The sequence below is a fragment of the Paenibacillus sp. EC2-1 genome, from assembly GCF_049311625.1.
In the GTDB taxonomy this organism is placed as follows: Bacteria; Bacillota; Bacilli; order Paenibacillales; family Paenibacillaceae; genus Paenibacillus_AQ.
On the sequence record NZ_CP186006.1, the window covers coordinates 620,201 to 638,706 of the forward strand.

Consider the following 18,506-nt stretch of genomic DNA (forward strand, 5'->3'; position numbering starts at 1 on the left):
TATCATACCAAACTCATTTTTGCTACAATGGGTGATAGATGCATTCATTCAAATAGCAGGAGGAATCAATGATGAATATAAATGAAGCTATTCGTACACGCCGCAGCGTGGGTAAAGTGAAGCAGGATGCCGTCCCTCAGGAGAGTATTGAACAGATCTTGGAGGCGGGTACATGGGCACCTAACCATAAGCATACAGAGCCATGGCGTTTTTTCGTCTTGAGAGAAGGTGGGCGTGAACTGCTTGGGAACGCTTTGGCTAATATCGCAGTGAGTAAGGCAAGTGGGAAGACAGAGGAAGATCTGGACGCTGTTCGTGAATCGGCTAGAAGTAAAGCAATGCGTGCACCGGTTATTATTGCTGTAGCTGTTGAGCCATCAGATGATCCTAAAGTAATTGAGCTTGAAGAATATGGAGCTGTATTTGCGGCTATTCAAAATATGCTGCTTCAGACACATGCTCTTGGGCTTGGTGCGGTGTGGAGAACAGGGGAGCCTTGTTTTCATCCCTTGATGAATGAAGCATTCGGCCTTCGCGAGCAGGATAAGATGCTGGGATTCATCTATTTGGGTGTACCAGATATGGAGCCTAAACCCGGTAAGCGACAGGATGCAGCAAGCAAGACGGTATGGGTCGAGGAGTCTGTTGAACGTTTGAACGGGTAACGAAAGTGAGCGAATCTTGATTCACATGAAGGTTTTTTTCATAGCGATCTATCTTGGTATGGGATTTTCTAGTATAATAGACCTATGTTTGTCGGATTATGACTGCTCTGAAATGTTAGAGTATACATAGGGGGATTAGATTAAATTGAATTTTCAAAAATGGGACATGGGGAGTAAGATGATATTCATCGCCTCATGCGCTGCATTCATCTCATTCTTTTTTAAATGGGTGGATGTTGGGTTCATATCACAGAACGGATTTACTCAGGGGGCTGTATTCTTTATCCTGCTGTTTGTATATCCATTTCTAATGGTGATTCGCGAGAAGCGGATGAACAAGAAGCTCAGTTATGTTATGGCGATCCTTGGGATTGTTTTTGGGATTATTTATATATCTTCTAAAACGGTTGATTTCCTCAGCTCCACCATTAATGTGGCTTCCAGTGGTCCGTATCTATTTATGGCTGCTAGTGGACTACTGGCGCTGGGTGTGTATAAGCGCAGAAACTAGCAGTAATGGCATGAATGAGAATAATTTAAAATCCAAAGTAGACGAGTCCAGAAGAGGGCTGACCGACATGCAGTTCAGATTGCATAGGTCAGTCCTTTTCTGTATTCATTAGTAGATGAACTAAAGAGGATATTGAGAAGATTTAAAACTTTTTGAACCATATCCATTGGTAAGTCGTACTATATCGTAGGCTTATAAACTAAGGAGGGGTATTATTGAATAAGAGATTATCTTGGATATTAACGGCTTTACTGGTACTCATGCTAGTCATTCCTACTGGTGCAATGGCATCTAATGCGAGTGACAACGCGGTAACACAACCAAAACAAGGGGTAGAGAAGATCGCAGCGGAGAAAGCGAACTTGCTCACCAAGACATATGGGACGGTTAGTGTTCAGTATGCATTAATGGATAACGGTAAGATCACGGTATCAGGTCAGTCAGGTTTGAATGATATTGAAGGAAAGCAACCGCTGACTAAAGATACGATGTATGGTATAGGGTCCACAAGTAAAGTATTCACGACAGCAGCCGTTATGAAGTTAGTCGATGAAGGGAAGATTAAGCTAGATACTCCCTTGATACAGTACATACCTGAATTCACGATGAAAGATGAGCGTTATAAGCAAATTACGCCGCGCATGTTATTGAACCATTCCTCAGGGCTGCAGGGCTCCAGCCTTAACAACGCCTTTTTGTTCGAAGATAACGACACTTATGCGCATGACAACCTGTTGAAGCAATTGTCAACACAGACTCTGAAGGCCGATCCAGGTGCATTCTCTGTATATTGTAACGATGGATTCACTTTGGCTGAGATACTCGTGGAGAGAGTCAGCGGCACGAACTTTACCACATATATTCATAAGAATTTTACAGAGCCTTTAGAAATGAAGCATACGAAGACACCGCTAGATGGACTCGTATCGGATGAGTTCCCTGGTCTTTATTATCCAACATATCAAGGACAGCTTCCGAACGAGACGGTTAACGTGATTGGAACCGGTGGGATTTATTCCACAGCTGAAGACTTGGTAAGGTTCTCTCAAATTTTCACAGGGCAGAAGAGTGGTATCCTCACTGATACTTCGGTAAAGGCGATGGAGCAGGCGGAATATAAAAAGGGATTATGGCCAGCGGAAGCAGATAATTCATTCGATTACGGCCTTGGCTGGGATAGTGTAAGGTTATTCCCATTCAACGACTATGGGATTAAGGCTATCGTTAAAGGTGGAGATACGATTCTGTACCATGCTTCTCTAGTTGTGCTTCCGGAGAAGAACATGGCGGTTGCAGTGTTGTCATCTGGTGGCTCTAGTGCATTGAACCAATTGTTCGCAAGTGAGATTCTGCTTCAAGCACTGAAAGAGAAGGGCGAGATCAAAGAGATTAAGCCTGCCAAGTCATTCGGCAAGCCAGTAAAGACTGCTATTCCTGATGACGTCATGAAACAAGCAGGAATCTATGGTTCGATGGGGCAACAGGTTAAGATTAGCCTTAGCAAGGATGGAGAACTGACGTTAACTACAGCACTTACTCCAGATGATTCAGGACTCAAATACGTTTATACGGCAGAGGGAAGTTTCATCAGCGAAGATGGTAGTTCTAAAATCGATTTCGTAACGAAGAATGACCGCACTTATTTGTGGGTTAGAGAATATACAGCGGTTCCGGAACTAGGACAGATGGCGTTATCTCATTATGCTGCTGAGAAGCTGGGGGACAATAAAGTGTCTTCAGAGATTGCGGAAGCTTGGGCTAAGCGGGATGGGAAGACCTTCTATCCTGTGAATGAGAAGTATACTTCTCTTATTTATCTTCTCACACAACCAACACTTACGATTGAACTTACAGAAGATCTACCAGGTTATTGGGGAGACAGAAAGCTTACAGGATTGAACACCGCTGCGAGCCAGCTTCAAATTCCAGGTATGGGCGGACGGGATATGGCTGAATTCCGTTTCTATACAGAGAATGGAGTGGAACATCTTGAGGCTGCAAGTGGTATCTATGTAGGAGAAGAGAAAGTAAAACCTCTCTATACTGGAAAGAAATCGACGGTTACACTTAAAGATGATGGATATGCTAGATGGTTTACCGTACCTGATAAAGCCGCTGGCAAGACAATGATCGTCAAATTGCCTGCAAAAGGTGGTTTTGCGGTATATGATGAACAGGGAACATTGGTGAACTTTACCGTTGTTAGTGATGGTAGCCAAGTGAAATTACCTGAGAATGGAACGATTGTATTTGCAGGAGCAGCAGGTTCAACATTCGGTATTACTTTGAAGTAAATTTTCGGAATTATGTACCGTTCATACTATCATTTCAAGGCTCATTCCTCTGGTTTTCTTAAAGAGGAATGAGTTTTTTTGATTCTCTTCAATATATTTGGATTAAATGGTAAAATTTTAATGATGTGATAAAGGATTAGGGGGATGCGGCAACTTATGAGTGGGGAAGGCGATAGAGGCAAGCTGTCTGACATACAGCTAGTTCGGGCCATGGCGATTATGGGTGTTCTAGTCGTACATGCGACTTCGTTTGCAACTGTTGCAATGAAGGAATCAAATCTTTATGTTGTGTATAATTTCGCTAACATTTTCATGAAGATCGGCACACCCGTATTTTTATTCTTGAGTAGCTTTGTACTGTTTTATAGCTATTATTTACGCCCTCTTGATACAAAGCGAATCGGGAATTTTTATAAAAAAAGACTTCAATATATCGTAGTTCCATATATCCTGTTTTCAGTGTTTTTCTTTTTAATACGCCATTTCATGTATTATTCGGATCGCTCTCTGGAAGAGACTGTGGAGAAGTTTGTGGTTCAGTTATTCACCGGAAAAGCCTATACTCACTTATATTTTATATTTATTAGCGCTCAATTTTATATCATGTTTCCGTTATTCTTGTGGCTATTTAAACGGAAGCCTAATCTTGTGAAATGGGCTATACCTGCGGGATTTATAATACAGTATGGATTTGTAATTATGAACAAGTATTTCTTAATTGCCGAAAGACCTGCGAGCTGGGCACTACACTATATGTCTTATTTTATGCTAGGCGCTGTCTTAGGAATCTATTATCCGAAACTGAAGGGATGGCTGCAGATCCACAAACAAAATGCAACAGGTTCCCGGTTGCTAGGCTGGATTATGTTATGGGCAATATGGCTATCAGCGTCACTAGGCCATGTATATGTTAATCATACCGCTCGCTTGTATGGTGTGAATTATGATTCCTTGTTGTATCACACTCTTTGGAACATTCAGACGATCACGGCAGGACTTGTGGGGATCCAGATAGCTCAAATATTACTCAGGCATGCAAAATCATGGCAAACTGAAATGATGACAAGGCTTGGGGAGCTGTCTTTCGGTATTTATCTCATTCATCCGTTATTCTTACTAATATATCGCGAATTCCCACCAGAGACTGGATTCTCGCCACTCATCCATCTGTGGTATCTCGGAGGGTTTATATTTGCTCTTGCAGCATCATGGGTGGTAGTGTCCTTGACCGTACGCTGGATGCCTAAGTCATGGATTGTATTTGGTAAGGTGCCTCCTGCGAAGCGGAAATCCCGCCTTGTACCGGATAGGGGAATCACTTCGTAGTCAGATAATCATGAAAAAAAGCAGGTCACTCAGAGGATTTCTCCAATGGGTGACCTGCTTTAATGATATTGTCAGACATTTATTCCTTCACGATGGTTTTCGTGCTGCGGACCGTATCAATTGGACGCACCATGCTCTCAATCTGTTCGCGCTTCGGCTCTAGGAATGGAGGCAGGGATAATTTCTCACCCAGTGTCTCGTACGGCTCATCTCCCATAAATCCGGGTCCGTCGGTAGCGAATTCGAACAATATTTGCGGCGCAACACGTGAGTACAATGATTCGAAGAAATAGCGATCCACATGGCCGGAGTTCCGGAGCTGGAAGCTGTCCAGACGATCAATCCATTCGTTCAGTACGGAACGATCTTCTACGCGGAAGGCTGCGTGGTGAACCGTGCCGAAACCTTGACGTGCTCTAGGTAGAACGATGTTATGTTCAACGATGACCTGAGCTCCGTTACCGCCTTCGCCAACTTCGAACAGATGATAGGAGCCTGATTGGTCAATCTCTTTAAATAATAGAACTCTCTCCATGATCTCTTTAAAGTTCTCAAAGTTGGACACCCGTACGAAGATCGGGCCGAGTCCCGTAATAGCATATTCCAATGGAACAGGACCATTCTGCCAAGGTGTACCGGAAGCGACACCCTCATTATGTTCATCTGAGATCAGTTGATAGTGCTGATCATCGAAATCAACGAAGAAAAGTGTCTTCTTCCCGAACTGCTCTTGAATGCCATTGTGTCTCACATTCAGGCGGTCAAATCGCTCTACCCAATAAGAGAGTGCAGCATCACTTGGTACACGGAATGAAGTTTTAGAAATCTCATCTGTACCATGGATTCCCTTCGGTATACCTGGGAAGTCAAAGAATGTCATGTCTGTACCGGCACTGCCTTTATCATCGGCGAAAAATAAGTGATAGGTCTGAATATCATCCTGGTTGACGGTCTTCTTGACGAGTCTCATGCCCAGAACATAGGTGAAGAACTCATAGTTCTTCTCTGCACTGCTGGTGATGGCTGTTACGTGGTGTATTCCTTTTAATCCGTTCATAATTGTATCCTCCAGTTATATATTTGATAAAATCCTAATTGTTGACTGTGACGGTTATCTTTGTATTAAATATCTTTAAGTTAAGATAATAGTAACATGTGAATCTATTTTCGTCAAATTTCAATAACCAAACCAATCTAACTTGCGGGTACGTTAACCAAGCGCACTGTTGTTTGAGTGAAGATCTGGGAGTTGATATACTATATAAGCGGCATCAAAAACCGTAAACAGTTTATATAGTCCAGGAGGGATTCGTATGACCAACCCAGTAAATAAAGCTTTTACCGATGGGCCTACGCTACATGATGGCATCAAGATGCCTTGGCTAGGACTCGGTGTATACAAGACCCAAGAAGGCGAAGAAGTCATCCAATCCGTTAAATCGGCTATTGCTGCAGGATATCGCAGTATCGACACAGCAGCCATCTATGGCAATGAAGAAGGTGTTGGACAAGCGATTCGTGAGTGCGGCGTACCTCGTGAAGAGCTGTTTATTACAACGAAAGTATGGAATGAAGACCAAGGCTACGAGTCTACGCTGAAAGCATTTGAAACAAGCCGTAAGAAACTTGGACTAGAAACGCTTGATTTGTACCTCGTTCACTGGCCTGGAAAAGATAAATATAAAGAAACCTGGAAAGCGCTGATCCATTTGCAAAAAGAAGGTCTCGTTCGTTCGATTGGCGTCAGCAACTTCCAGATTCACCATCTGCGTGACATTATTGAAGATTCCGGTGTCGTTCCAACCGTCAATCAGGTGGAATTGCATCCACTTAACAACCAAAAGGAGCTGCTTCAGTATGCACGTGATAACAATATCGTGCTGGAAGCATGGAGTCCACTAATGCAAGGGAACCTGGATCAACCGGTTCTAACTAAACTAGCAGAGAAGTATGGTAAGAGCACAGCTCAAATCGTGCTTCGCTGGGATCTCCAGAATGGTGTCATCGTTATTCCAAAATCGGTCAAGGAACACCGGATTCGGGAAAATGCAGACATCTTCGATTTTGAGTTGTCTGCTGAAGATATGGCATCCATTGATGAGTTGAATGAGAACAAACGCTTTGGTCCGCATCCAGACGAATTCTTGTTCTAATAATTTCTTTAAAAAAGCAATCAGGCCGATCAAGGATTACCCTTGATCGGCCTGATTTCGTTTAGCTGATAGATTATTGGTCTGCGGCTTGTTTAGGCGCTTTGGGCTTCACAACAACCCGCTCATTGCCCATCATCAAGACAAAGACAAAGGCAAGGACAGCCGGTACGAGTGCCCAAGTGAAAGCTTGTGCGATGGAGTCAGCCAAGGAAGATATGGCATGCTCGCGTACCGCAGGAGGCATCTGTTCAAGTGCCCCTGATGACATGACTGTATCTGGGTTAACAGCTACACCTTCCGGTGCGTTCCCGCCTGCCATCCCAGTGACAAGCTTATCCGTAAACACATTACGCTGAATGATACCGAATATCGTGATACCAACCGTCATCCCGAGTGAACGCAGGAAGGAGTTGGTCGATGTAGCGGCACCCCTTTGACGGGCATCGAAGTTATGAATCGAAGCCATGCTAAGCACCGAGAAGGAGAAGCCTACCCCGAAGCCTGTTAGCACCATGAATAAGGTGAGCATCATTCTAGACGTCTCAGGTGACAGCGTGCTTAAACAGAAAATCCCGGCAACAAAACAGAGTGATGAGAAGATCATAATGTTGCGGAAAGTTGTTCTGGTTGTCAATATACCGCCGATCTGACTACCGAACACACTTCCGATCATCATAGGCATCAAGATGAGACCGGAATTCGTTGCTGTCCCTCCATATACACCAGACACAAATATCGGGATATACACAGTAGCGACAATGAAGCCTGCACCATAGCAAAGAGCAATGATATTACTTGAGGCGAAGAGACGCTTCTGGAACATTTTAAATGAAATGATTGGCTCGGCTGCTTTGGTCTCTGTAATTAAGAATATGATCAGCAGGACGAGGAAGCCGGCGAACAAGCCAAGAATCTGTGGAGAATCCCATGCATAAGTGTTCCCGCCAAGTTCCAGACCGAACATGAGACAGATGATGGCACCGACAAGGGTTGCGGCACCCGTCCAGTCGATTTTTAGTTTGGCGTGAGACAAGGTCTCCTTATAAGAAGTCATGATGAAGATAAAGGATACGATCCCGATCGGTAGATTGACATAGAATACCCATTCCCAGCCGATGCTGTCTGTAATAAATGCACCAAGCATTGGACCGAGGATACTCGAGGTACCGAACACTGCACCGAGTAGACCGGTCATTTTGCCGCGCTTCTCAGGAGGGAATAAGTCAAACACAATGGTAAATGCGATAGGCATAAGCGCACCGCCACCGATTCCCTGAATTGCACGGAAGATAATGAGTTGTGTCATATTTCCGGCCATACCACATAGCATGGAACCTACCAGGAAGACGACGAGTCCAAAAATGAAAAAACGTTTGCGTCCGTACATATCAGATAACTTACCGAAAATCGGTGTACCTGCCATGACGGCAACCATGTAAGCTGAAGTAACCCAGACGATCTGATCAAATCCACCAAGGTCCTCTACAATGGTGTACATGGCCGTAGCCACGATGGTGTTATCCATGGCCGACATGAGAATCCCGAGGAGCAGTCCAGCTACCACGAGTTTGATGTTACTTTGTTTAGCGTTCATATAATGTTAACGGCTCCCTTTCTATGTATACTTTTATATAGATAGTTATTATATTTTAGCTGGATTGCCAAGCTTAAAGCAAGAAAAAACGTTAGGACCTCCAATTTATACCAAAAAACCAGCCCCTGAGTCAAAGGACACAGAATAGCTGGCTTGGGGTCGGTCTAAGGTTCTTGTAATAAGGTATGAAATTCGGCCTATTTTTTGAGAGGTAAGCCTTCTGGCACACTTGCTGCCTCAATCGTAAAATCATCGTAATTTACAAGGATAAAGATCTCTTCCTTCTTCTTATCCTTAATATATCCATTGAGGCCAACCGTATGCGCGAGATCAGGCGGAGATATGGTATGCTTCGTAAACTCCACTTCAACCCCGTATTTCTCATCAAAATACTTGGCGGCAGCTTCCTCCGATAATTGAACCGTTTGTTCATTCTGGTCCGTCATTTGTTTACAGCCTCCTAAAAGTAGCAGGATTAATCCGACAAGCAGCAAATATGTGAATAATGACCTTTTTCCCATTTATTCTCCCTCGTATATCCTAATGTTTACCAATAATATTATAATGTATAGAAGCGATTCCTTACTATGGTAAAAAGGGTGGAATTATGGGCGACAAATATATATCAGATAAATTATATAATAAAGCATCCCAGATCGCTTACAATGACGTGCCCCCAGGAAAGCTTACTGAAGATGGACTGGAAGGCTGGAGCGTGGTAGAGCCTGACGGAGCGAAGCTACACCGTGCCTCTGGTTTTGATGCCATGGTGCTGCGTAACGATACGACTGAACAGGTCATTATCGCTTACCGGGGTACGGAAGCGGGCGGGATGAATATAGCAAAGGGAAAGGATATTTATACGGATGTTGTCGATGTCGTTGGAGGCAGACCGAAGGATCTGGAGAACAGCATGGATCATCCCTGGAAGACGCTTTGGAATGATGGGCCGTTTAAGCTTGCTGGCGATAAGATACAATACGAGAACAATCAGTTTCATCAAGCAGAGGAACTGTATGATGCTGTCAAAGATGCTTATCCGAATGCAGACATTTCACTGACCGGGCACTCCCTGGGTGGAGGGTTGGCACAGTATGTTGCGGCCCGTCAGGACCTGCCAGCGGTAACCTACAGCGCACCAAGCACACTGAATTCACTTTCAGATGAGCTGGCGGCAAAGGTTACGAATGGGGATTTTGACCATCAGATTATTAACTATGTTCACCCTAGCGATTCTGTCGGTGCTGGTGGTGTGGGGGAGTATGATCGTCACATCGGCTCGACCTATTATCTCGGAAGCGACTTTGATACAGCTAACGCAAAGTACAACCAAATCTTGAATATTCCGATTCCACTGCGTGGCAGTGTGTTAGGCGTGGGCTTGCCATATTATAATCTGGAGATCGATACGGGGAAATATTACATCGGGGATATGCGGCGGTTCTATGATTCAGTTATCAACGGTGATACGAACTATCATTCACCTTCACAATATAAATTCGATGAGAATGGCAATTTAAGAGGACCACTTGTAGACCGCTTAACGGGAGCGACACTGGACGGATCTCCACGAGCCACAGCTTATGCTGCAGCAATGGAAGCAATGGCGAGATTAGTACAAAACGGTGGCAATGGGCTGAGAGCACTGCTAACAGGGGGATTAATAGGTGCTGCTGGAAGCGGAGGGGCACACGGCTTAATTCAGCTTACACCAGAAGAACTACTTGCAGCTGCTAAGCAGATGCGGCAGAGTGCAGAGGGATTTTCGAGTGAAAGCCGTAGTGCTGTTTATTTTATTGAAACGAATATTCACTCAAGTGAAAGTCGTTCCCTGACCCCTGTTGCTGAGAACACAAGCGCAAGTCTACGCGGTATTCAGCAGTGGTACGAAGCAGCTATGCTGGAGATTGCGGATTATATTGACCGGAAGGCGCAGGATTTCATTCTTGCCGATGAGTCATAGATGAAGAAGATGCAGGAGGGAGATGAATGGCATAATGAGCCGAATTTCGGTACAGGTTGATGATTTAAGAAGAGCCATCATGCAGTGTGAGCAGCTTAGGCAACGACTGTTGCAGCAGGTCACCACGGTAAGAAGTATCCATGCCCGCCTGCAGGACTGGAGAGGGAAATCTGCAGAGGAGCTAAGCAGCAAGATGGAGCTTTTTATGCAGGGAGCTGCTCTGAAAATTCAGGAACTGGAGCAGCGTATCCGCGAGCTGGAGGCTTATATCAGCCGGATGCTCGAAGCAGACAGAAGTCTGAACTAAGATACTCGATTATAAATACATAACAAAGAACCGCGCCTATTTGTAGATCGTACAGCGCGGCTCTTTGCTATGAAATTTTTAATTAATATGATTGCATTGAGCGTATCATTTCCTTCATATTCCTGAAGATGATGATTAGTAGTTTCTCAAGGGTCTTTTAGCGCCGGCCTGCTGGAACAGGAGCTTCTTTTGTGCCCGGCTTCATAGGTGATCCACACAGTGGACATGCCTTATGTCGGTTAGCTCTATCCGAGCCTGAATCCATCCGCTGCCAACCCCGGCAACCCGAACCGGTGCAGAGCCAAGCCCGTACAGATTCGGTGCGTCTAGGCTTATCTTCGACTGCTTTAAGGGAGGGGCTAGGCTTAACCGGCACACGAATGCTCTCCTGATGGGAGTGGAAGTCGGATTGTCCGTTAGCACGGCGGCTAAATTTGTTTCCAGTGGTAGAATCTCCGCGTCTGAATGAAGATGATCCACTTGCAGCGCTAGTGCTGCCTGCTCGTTTCCAATCACCACCGGAACTATTCGTACCACCTCGGCGTTCTTTCTTCGCTGGTTCCGCACTTGGAATGTGGAATACGCTCTGAAGGAAACGGGATACCTCCACTCTCCGTCCACGATAATAAGCGGGTGAGCTAATGATCAGCTCATCTCTAGCCCTTGTAACGGCAACATAAGCTAGACGACGTTCCTCTTCCAGTGCAGCTCCTCCCTTGTCCTGCTTGGACGTTAGCGGGTGGTTATCATCCCTATGCTCAGCTTCCAGTGATGACGTATGCGGAAGAATACCTTCTGAAGCGCCAATCAGACATACAGAGGGGAACTCTAGCCCCTTTGCTTTATGGATCGTCATTAGCTTCACGGCATCGGCAGTGTCGTCTTTTTTGCGGATAGCCATTTCTTTATGAATCGCGATGAGGCGATCGACGAAATCGATGAATGCACCCACATCTTTGAAACGCTTAGCCGAGGACTCCAGTTCATCGAGTCCTTCCTGAATGAACTCTTTATGCATCGTTAAGTCCTGTGCTCCATCAGCTTCGAGGTACTTATCGTAGAAGCGGAGCCTTATTTCTCGGACTGCATCTGCCGGTTCCATGGCTTTCAAGGCTTTGACCAACTTGGATCTTTCCCGAATTTGCTCAATCTGAAAATCTTTAAGACCCGGGTAAGAGATCAGGTGGGAAAGGGGACCTTTCTTGGGACGTGGAGCATCCATTTCACGAATAAACGCAATACCTTTTTCTCGATTGATATACAAGGTGTTCAAAATTCCTTCCATTGCCTTGAAGTCACGCCGATTAAGGGAGAGGCGTAAATAATCGATCACTGGCTTGACCATCCACTGCTCGTAGAACAGATCACCTTGCTCGAAGTGAATAAACGGAATTTCCTTCATGACAAGCTGTTCGAATACAGCTCGGCTGTTGTTCGATGTACGATATAGAATGGCATAATCGCTGTAAAGCCTTTTGCCGCTGCTTACTTCTTCAGAGATATGCTTCAGAAGCAATTCCGCTTCTTCATCGGGATCTCCAGGGCGAATATATAAAGGAACACTTTCGCTCTTACGTGTGGACTGGAGCTTCTTCGTTCGTCTGCGCTTGTTCTCTCTAATGATCTCGTTACCCAGTCCAACGATGCTTGAGAAGGAGCGATAATTCACATCTAGTGTGACGACCTTGGCGCCGGGAAATGTCTGATCGAATTCTAGAATAAATTCATTACGTGCACCGTTAAAGCTGTAAATCGTCTGGTCATCGTCCCCAACAACCATGAGGTTGGCATGAGGTTTAACCATCATTTTCAGTAGCTCGTAAGGGAGAAGACCGGTATCTTGGAACTCATCAACCATGACATAACGATAGCGTCGTTGTAAGGAAGCGAGTAGACCTGAGTCAGAACTCAGCAGACGGAAGGACAGGACGAGAATATCATCAAAATCCATCTGTCCGTTCTCTTCCTTCCATGTTTCGTATCTGGCGAAGATTTGTCTTTGCTCGACTTCTGCTGGCGTGTTTGCTGGCAGTTCATCAAGACCGATCATATTCATTCGGTAGGCGGACCAGAGGGATAGAAGCGTTTCTGCTTCATATCCATCTTGGAGTCCCATTTCCCGAAGTATTCGCTTAATAATAATCTGCTGGTGTCTTGCATTGCTCAGGATTTCTTGCCGGAATCCACGAGTTCGTAGCAAGTATAGAAAAAAGGAATGGAAAGTCCTAGCGGTTACTTTCGCCGTTTCTCTAGGATCAAGCCCTGGAAGGCTCATAATTCGCTCCTTCATCTCAGCGGCAGCCTTCGAGGAGAAGGTTACAAGCAGGATGGAGGAGGGAGTTACCCTCCCACAGGCCATTAGATAACCAGTTCTACTAACGAGAACAGAGGTTTTGCCAGAACCGGCACCGGCTAAAGTTAATAGAGGTCCGTCTTGATGTCGTACTGCCTCGATTTGTGCTCTATTCAGATATAATCCTTGCTCTTCCAGCCCGCGGAAAAAGGCAGCATCTCCAGCTTGATTACTGACCAGCTCAAGACTGCTGTGGGAAGAGGCAAGGTTCGCGAAAGGAAGGTCCTTCCGTTCACTTCCGAGTGGGCGTTTATAAAAAGGTATGGATGTCATTTAACTCACCAATCATGAATGATATAATAATGCCTACTCAGTTTACCGGATTACCGGCATCGTGGCAAAGGAAATGCTCTCCCTCATATCGGGATATTTGAAGAATGGAGGGACAAACAAGTGAATGTACTCATTGTTATTCTGCTGCTCGTTATCATCGGTTTGTTACTGCATATCAATAGTAAATTACCTTCGAACAGGTCGAAGGATAATGTTGCGGAAGCGATGGAAAGAGACCGGAAAGCGCGCGAGGAGCGGATGGCACGTAAGAAGGGAACACTCGATTAGAACTGATTATACTTAATATCTAATCAATTGAATAAGTTATATTCATATGAAGGTTTCTGTGTACAGAGACCTCTATTTTTTTGGAGATAAACAAAAAAATTCACACGAAACACACATGAAGCTCACTGGATATTCACACCAAAATATAAATTATTTGATACATTATATCTAATTAATTCATTTGAATGAGCTAAAGGAGGAGTCTGTACGCTAGTTAAGTATATTCAATCTTCAGTAGGATTAAGTGTAAGGGCTTACAAATGAAAAGAGGGGGCACATTTATGAGAAACTTTAGAAATACTCGGTTTATGTTACTTATTTCGACGTTCCTTGTTTCACTTTTACTCTCTGCATGCAGCAGTTCAAATGGTAATGAAGTAGGGTCAGGATCAGATGAGAAGCCAACCGATGAAGGAACCACCCCTTCCACTGAACAAGTAACGATTAAATTCATGACACCATGGGGCGAGAATGAAGTGAAATCTCGACTTGCAGATGCGTTAGAGGCGAAGTATCCGAATATCAAAATCGAGCATATCGGTGCATTTGCATCGGCTGAGAAGATTCAGGAAGCGAATGCTGCCAATAACTCGCCGGACATCATGCTCGTAACAGACCCGTTCGTAACATTACATGATTTGGAAATGACGTATCCACTAGATACTCTAATCGCGGAAAGCAATCTGGATCTGACCAAATTCCGTAATGGTGCAATAGATGCTGTTCGACTGCGTGATCCCGAACAGCAAGGCCGGTTACTCGGTTTACCTTTTGAAGACGTCATCGTAAATTTATATTATAACAAAGATATTTTTGATAATTTGGGTGTTGAATACCCAAGTGAGACCCCAACATGGGAAGAAGTGCTCGATAAAGCTGCTAAAATTGCAGGAAAGCATGGTGACGGAAAGTATGTAGGGTTGGCCACGAACGGGCTGTCGCAGTCTATGCTTCAGTTATCTACGCCAGGTACGAATCCTGAAACTGGAGAGATCATGTTCGATAAGGACCCTGCTTTCGCAAAATATTTTAGTCTAATCCAGCGCGTTGTTAGTATCCCAGATAATGTTCCAGCAGAAGAAGAGAAAGAGAACTTTGGCTTCGATAAAGGTAATGTGGGAATGGTCTTATCTTTTGTTAACGCCGCTGCATTGTACGCTAATACGGAGGGCTTGAACTTTGGTATGTCTGCATACCCAAGTTGGAGTGATCTTCCGGGCGTATTGCCGAACAATATTCCGCTAACCTTAGCCATTAATCCGAACAGTGAACATATTAAAGAGGCATTCCAAGTGTTAGAGTTTGCTGTTTCTGACGAGAACCAGATGAATCTAGCGATCGGTGGAGCCCCACCGGTTATTAAAGATCCAGAAGTGCGTCAGTACTTAGCAGGTAAAGACTTTGTAGGGGTGTATAATATTGATGCTGCCTATAAAGGAGAACCAGCAAAACCAGTATTCTCACCGTTTGGCCCTGATATTTTCTACTATGAAGCGAATATCATTAGTGATAAGACTGCAGAGTTTGTTAAGCTGAGAGGTAAGGAAGATGTGAATACATTCCTGCGTAAAATGACGGAGGAGTACGCTGCAATCTTAAAGGAAAAAGAAAGCAAGAAGTAATACGGAAATCAATGAATGAATATACCAATTGATGATAAATAGAGAGAAGCAAGCTTGTCTTTGACAGGCTTGCTTCTTTTTATGCATTCTCCCTGTTTGCGGTGAGGCTGTTAGATGATAGAATAAATGGATATTGAATATACTAAATTATGGGAGGGGAGGGAAAATACCATGAACATTCTAATCGTTGAGGATGATGAATCGATATGTAACATATTACAATCATACTTAATGAATGAAGGTTGGACGGTATACACCTCAGAAGATGGTAATGATGCTCTGCAAAAAATTCATAACTTTAAAATTGATTTGTTGATTCTGGATTTGATGATTCATGGCATACCGGGGGAAGAAGTGTGCCGAAAAGTGAGGCAATCTTCAAGCATGCCGATCATTATGATTACATCCAAAGCTCGTGAAATCGATACGATCAATGGTCTTAATCTAGGTGCGGATGACTATATTACGAAGCCATTCCGGATGAAGGAAGTCATCGCTCGAATTCGTGCGCTGGAGCGAAGAATGAATATGCTCTCTGTGAATAGTCGAACGGTGATGCGATTTAATAAAGGGCGACTGGTTATTAATTTTGAATCCAAAGAAGTCTATCTGAATGGAAAGCTCGTAAACTTAACGGTTACTGAATTTAAGCTGCTCAGCGTCTTGCTCAAAAGCCCTAATAAACTGTATAGCAGGCAAGATTTATCTTATGAAGTTCAAGGTTATCGTGATATCGGAGATGGAAGAACAACAGATACCCACATTAAGAATATTCGCAAAAAAATTGAAGAGGATCATAAAAATCCAGTCTATATTGTAACTAAAATTGGTGCAGGGTATAAATTTACATTTCATCCGGATGAGGACTACTAATGGGCTTGAAGCATAGATTTCGACAGACGCATTATGTTCTTTTTATTACCTTTGTTGGGACGTTCGTGATCTTCATCTCGGTGGCCTATTTCTTATTCAAATTCACTACTGATCGTTCATTAGAAAACTATAAGATGACATTCGCCAAGGATCAAACACAGAAGATTGCTTTTGCATTACGTACGAATCTTGAACCGGGTGGCCTAACAAGCGAGATGATAGAGTGGTTGAAACAGGTAGTCAGTGTGTACTCCATGGACGTGCGCTATTATGATGCTGACCACAAAACCATTTTGTATGATTCATGGCCTGAGGGTAAGGAACTGGAGAAGCCTTTCACAGCGAGCAGTCCGGTTTATATCGATGGTCAGCTGATAGGGGTTCTGGATACTACGGTTGATCTTAATGACGATTATAATACACCAACTTTGTCACTCTTCTCGTCTAAGACATGGAAAGGTAGCGGTGCTGCTGCCGTTATTCTTCTCTGTTTAGCCGCTTTTATTTGCTATTCTCTGTCCAAGAGATTATCAAAGCCGCTTCGAGTAAGCAGCCTTCAGGCAAAGCGAATTGCCGGAGGACATAGGGAGACTTTAATACCGGAGACCGGTACAGAAGAGTTAAGACGACTCATTGTTTCTATGAATAAGCTCGTAAAAGATTTGAATGGGCAAGAACACTGGCGTGAGCAATCGATGCAAGACTTAACACATGAGCTGCGTACACCACTTACTTCGATGTTATCTAGAATGGAAGCGCTTATCGATGGTATTTATCCAGCGAACGAAGAAAATTTGAATCGTATTTATGCTGAGATTGATCGGCTATGCCGCCTCGTAGATGATGTAGAGAAGTTGTCAGAAGCAGAAGGGGCTAAATTCCAGCTAGATATTGAATTTATCGATATACGTAATCTAGTTAAGGACGTCTATGAGAACTTAATCTTTCTAGCAAAAGCCAAAGATATTACTTTTAATTTACATACGGTTTACATACCTTGTCCTGTTGAAGTAGATTCGGACCGTTTTGTCCAGATTATGACGAATATTATTTCTAATGCAATCAAATACACGCCGGTTGGAGGGATGATTGATATAGGGGTAACGATTGACTATAAGGACATGATCACCATTTATTGTAGAGATAATGGAATCGGAATTTCGGAGCAGGACTTACCATTAATCTTTAACCGCTTTTATCGGGCGGATAAGGCCCGCTCAAGAGATACAGGTGGTATTGGAGTTGGATTGAGTATAGCGAAAGCACTTATTGAAGCTCATGGGGGAACCATTCATGCTGAAAGTAAGCTCGGTCATGGCTCGATGTTTCGAATAGATATTCCAGAAGCGCGCCTACCAAAAAACGAAATGATGGTAAGCCAGTATTCTAATTACTAGTTGTGACGGAGGTTTTACTTCATAATGAAAAAAATATTCCGCTTGCTATTCCAAAATCCATTACTCCTTATTTATCCGATTGTTTTGGATGCGCTATCATTCGCTATTGGACTTATGATTATCGGATTTATTGGTGCTCCTTCCACATCCATGCGTCTCATTCTGGAGATGGGAATTCCGTCCGTCAGTTATGTGAGTAATATACCGCAGTTTGTTAATCAAATGCAGTTCATGGGGGATACCGTATCGGTAAGAGCATGGATTCCTGTGCTAATTATGCTACTACTGATGGCTTTTGCTCAAGGGGGATATATAGCCTCTGTGCGTAATGTTGTGGAGGGCAGTCCCATTTCAATTGGTCAATTTATGAAAGATGGTAAGAGAAACTGGGTACGCTTTATCTTCTTGTTCATGATCATAACCGCTGCCAAAACCGCAATGACGACATTGCTAGCAGCATTTTTAGGCGTTATTGGTTTGTTTCTTTCTCTTGTTGTATTTGTGATTCTTCGAATCCTCTTTATTTATGTGGAAAACTGTATTGTGGTGGATCAATTGAATGTTGATGCGGCTTTTCGTCAGAGTAGACGTTATTTTAAAGCATCGAGCTTTAATACCACAGGTATTGTTATTGCGATGATGGTCAGCTCGGCGATCATTAGCTTGGTCATTCACCGCTTGTGGAGTCCGGCAGCTATTATTGTTGCGATTCCGCTTTGTGCAGTAGTTCTGAGTGCAATCCAAATTGCATTTATGCAGCAGATGTGTCAGGTCAAGCGGTTGCATGGGAGTATGGAATAAAGAGAACTACATATTAACATCATTAACTCTATTAACAAGCAGTAAGGACAAGCATCCTTACTGCTTGTTTGCGATTTAGATCATCA

16 protein-coding genes are annotated in these 18,506 nt (G+C 43.8%); 12 read left to right on the top strand and 4 right to left on the bottom strand.

Features of this window, described 5'->3' with window-relative positions:
* Positions 1-71 precede the first annotated feature (71 nt).
* The 4 genes from ACK8P5_RS02940 to ACK8P5_RS02955 all read left to right on the top strand — a co-directional run bounded on the left by ACK8P5_RS02940 (position 72) and on the right by ACK8P5_RS02955 (position 4,796).
* Positions 72-665: a nitroreductase family protein gene (locus tag ACK8P5_RS02940; protein WP_422659506.1), complete on the top strand. Its 594-nt coding sequence runs from the start codon at positions 72-74 to the stop codon at positions 663-665.
* Between the two features lie 145 nt (positions 666-810).
* Positions 811-1,176: a hypothetical protein gene (locus tag ACK8P5_RS02945; protein ID WP_422659507.1), complete on the top strand. Its 366-nt coding sequence runs from the start codon at positions 811-813 to the stop codon at positions 1,174-1,176.
* 215 nt (positions 1,177-1,391) lie between these two features.
* Positions 1,392-3,470: a serine hydrolase domain-containing protein gene (locus ACK8P5_RS02950; RefSeq protein ID WP_422659508.1), complete on the top strand. Its 2,079-nt coding sequence runs from the start codon at positions 1,392-1,394 to the stop codon at positions 3,468-3,470.
* A 156-nt stretch (positions 3,471-3,626) separates the two neighbouring features.
* Entirely contained in the window at positions 3,627-4,796 is a 1,170-nt protein-coding gene (locus ACK8P5_RS02955) for an acyltransferase (protein WP_422659509.1), read from the top strand.
* 79 nt (positions 4,797-4,875) lie between these two features.
* On the opposite strand, the gene ACK8P5_RS02960 is transcribed toward ACK8P5_RS02955, so the two are convergent.
* Complete coding sequence (locus tag ACK8P5_RS02960; protein WP_422659510.1) at positions 4,876-5,853, bottom strand: ring-cleaving dioxygenase; 978 nt, start codon at positions 5,851-5,853, stop codon at positions 4,876-4,878.
* 256 nt (positions 5,854-6,109) lie between these two features.
* On the opposite strand from ACK8P5_RS02960, the gene ACK8P5_RS02965 reads away from it, so the two are divergent.
* Positions 6,110-6,949, top strand: coding sequence for an aldo/keto reductase (locus tag ACK8P5_RS02965; protein WP_422659511.1), 840 nt, complete (start codon positions 6,110-6,112; stop codon positions 6,947-6,949).
* 73 nt (positions 6,950-7,022) lie between these two features.
* Here ACK8P5_RS02965 and ACK8P5_RS02970 read toward each other — a convergent pair whose 3' ends face one another.
* Both ACK8P5_RS02970 and ACK8P5_RS02975 read right to left on the bottom strand, forming a co-directional pair.
* Positions 7,023-8,543, bottom strand: a complete 1,521-nt coding sequence (locus tag ACK8P5_RS02970; protein WP_422659512.1) for an MDR family MFS transporter — start codon at positions 8,541-8,543, stop codon at positions 7,023-7,025.
* A gap of 197 nt (positions 8,544-8,740) precedes the next feature.
* Positions 8,741-8,989: a hypothetical protein gene (locus ACK8P5_RS02975; RefSeq protein WP_422659513.1), complete on the bottom strand. Its 249-nt coding sequence runs from the start codon at positions 8,987-8,989 to the stop codon at positions 8,741-8,743.
* Positions 8,990-9,150: 161 nt separating this feature from the next.
* Between ACK8P5_RS02975 and ACK8P5_RS02980 the strand changes: the two genes are divergently transcribed.
* Positions 9,151-10,506, top strand: a complete 1,356-nt coding sequence (locus tag ACK8P5_RS02980) for a lipase family protein (RefSeq protein WP_422659514.1) — start codon at positions 9,151-9,153, stop codon at positions 10,504-10,506.
* Between the two features lie 22 nt (positions 10,507-10,528).
* Entirely contained in the window at positions 10,529-10,813 is a 285-nt protein-coding gene (locus ACK8P5_RS02985; protein WP_422659515.1) for a hypothetical protein, read from the top strand.
* Between the two features lie 157 nt (positions 10,814-10,970).
* Here ACK8P5_RS02985 and ACK8P5_RS02990 read toward each other — a convergent pair whose 3' ends face one another.
* Positions 10,971-13,439 (bottom strand): UvrD-helicase domain-containing protein, encoded by a 2,469-nt coding sequence (locus tag ACK8P5_RS02990; RefSeq protein WP_422659516.1) that lies wholly within the window; start codon positions 13,437-13,439, stop codon positions 10,971-10,973.
* A 120-nt stretch (positions 13,440-13,559) separates the two neighbouring features.
* Here ACK8P5_RS02990 and ACK8P5_RS02995 point away from each other — a divergent pair, with 120 nt between their 5' ends.
* From ACK8P5_RS02995 to ACK8P5_RS03015, 5 genes are all read left to right on the top strand, one after another.
* Positions 13,560-13,727, top strand: coding sequence for a hypothetical protein (locus tag ACK8P5_RS02995; protein WP_422659517.1), 168 nt, complete (start codon positions 13,560-13,562; stop codon positions 13,725-13,727).
* Between the two features lie 281 nt (positions 13,728-14,008).
* Positions 14,009-15,349, top strand: coding sequence for an ABC transporter substrate-binding protein (locus tag ACK8P5_RS03000; protein WP_422659518.1), 1,341 nt, complete (start codon positions 14,009-14,011; stop codon positions 15,347-15,349).
* Positions 15,350-15,520: 171 nt separating this feature from the next.
* Positions 15,521-16,222: a response regulator transcription factor gene (locus ACK8P5_RS03005; protein ID WP_422659519.1), complete on the top strand. Its 702-nt coding sequence runs from the start codon at positions 15,521-15,523 to the stop codon at positions 16,220-16,222.
* Complete coding sequence (locus tag ACK8P5_RS03010; protein ID WP_422659520.1) at positions 16,222-17,619, top strand: sensor histidine kinase; 1,398 nt, start codon at positions 16,222-16,224, stop codon at positions 17,617-17,619. Before ACK8P5_RS03005 ends, ACK8P5_RS03010 begins: the two co-directional genes overlap by 1 nt.
* Positions 17,620-17,643: 24 nt before the next feature.
* Positions 17,644-18,420 (top strand): hypothetical protein, encoded by a 777-nt coding sequence (locus ACK8P5_RS03015; RefSeq protein WP_422659521.1) that lies wholly within the window; start codon positions 17,644-17,646, stop codon positions 18,418-18,420.
* Positions 18,421-18,506: the final 86 nt, after the last annotated feature.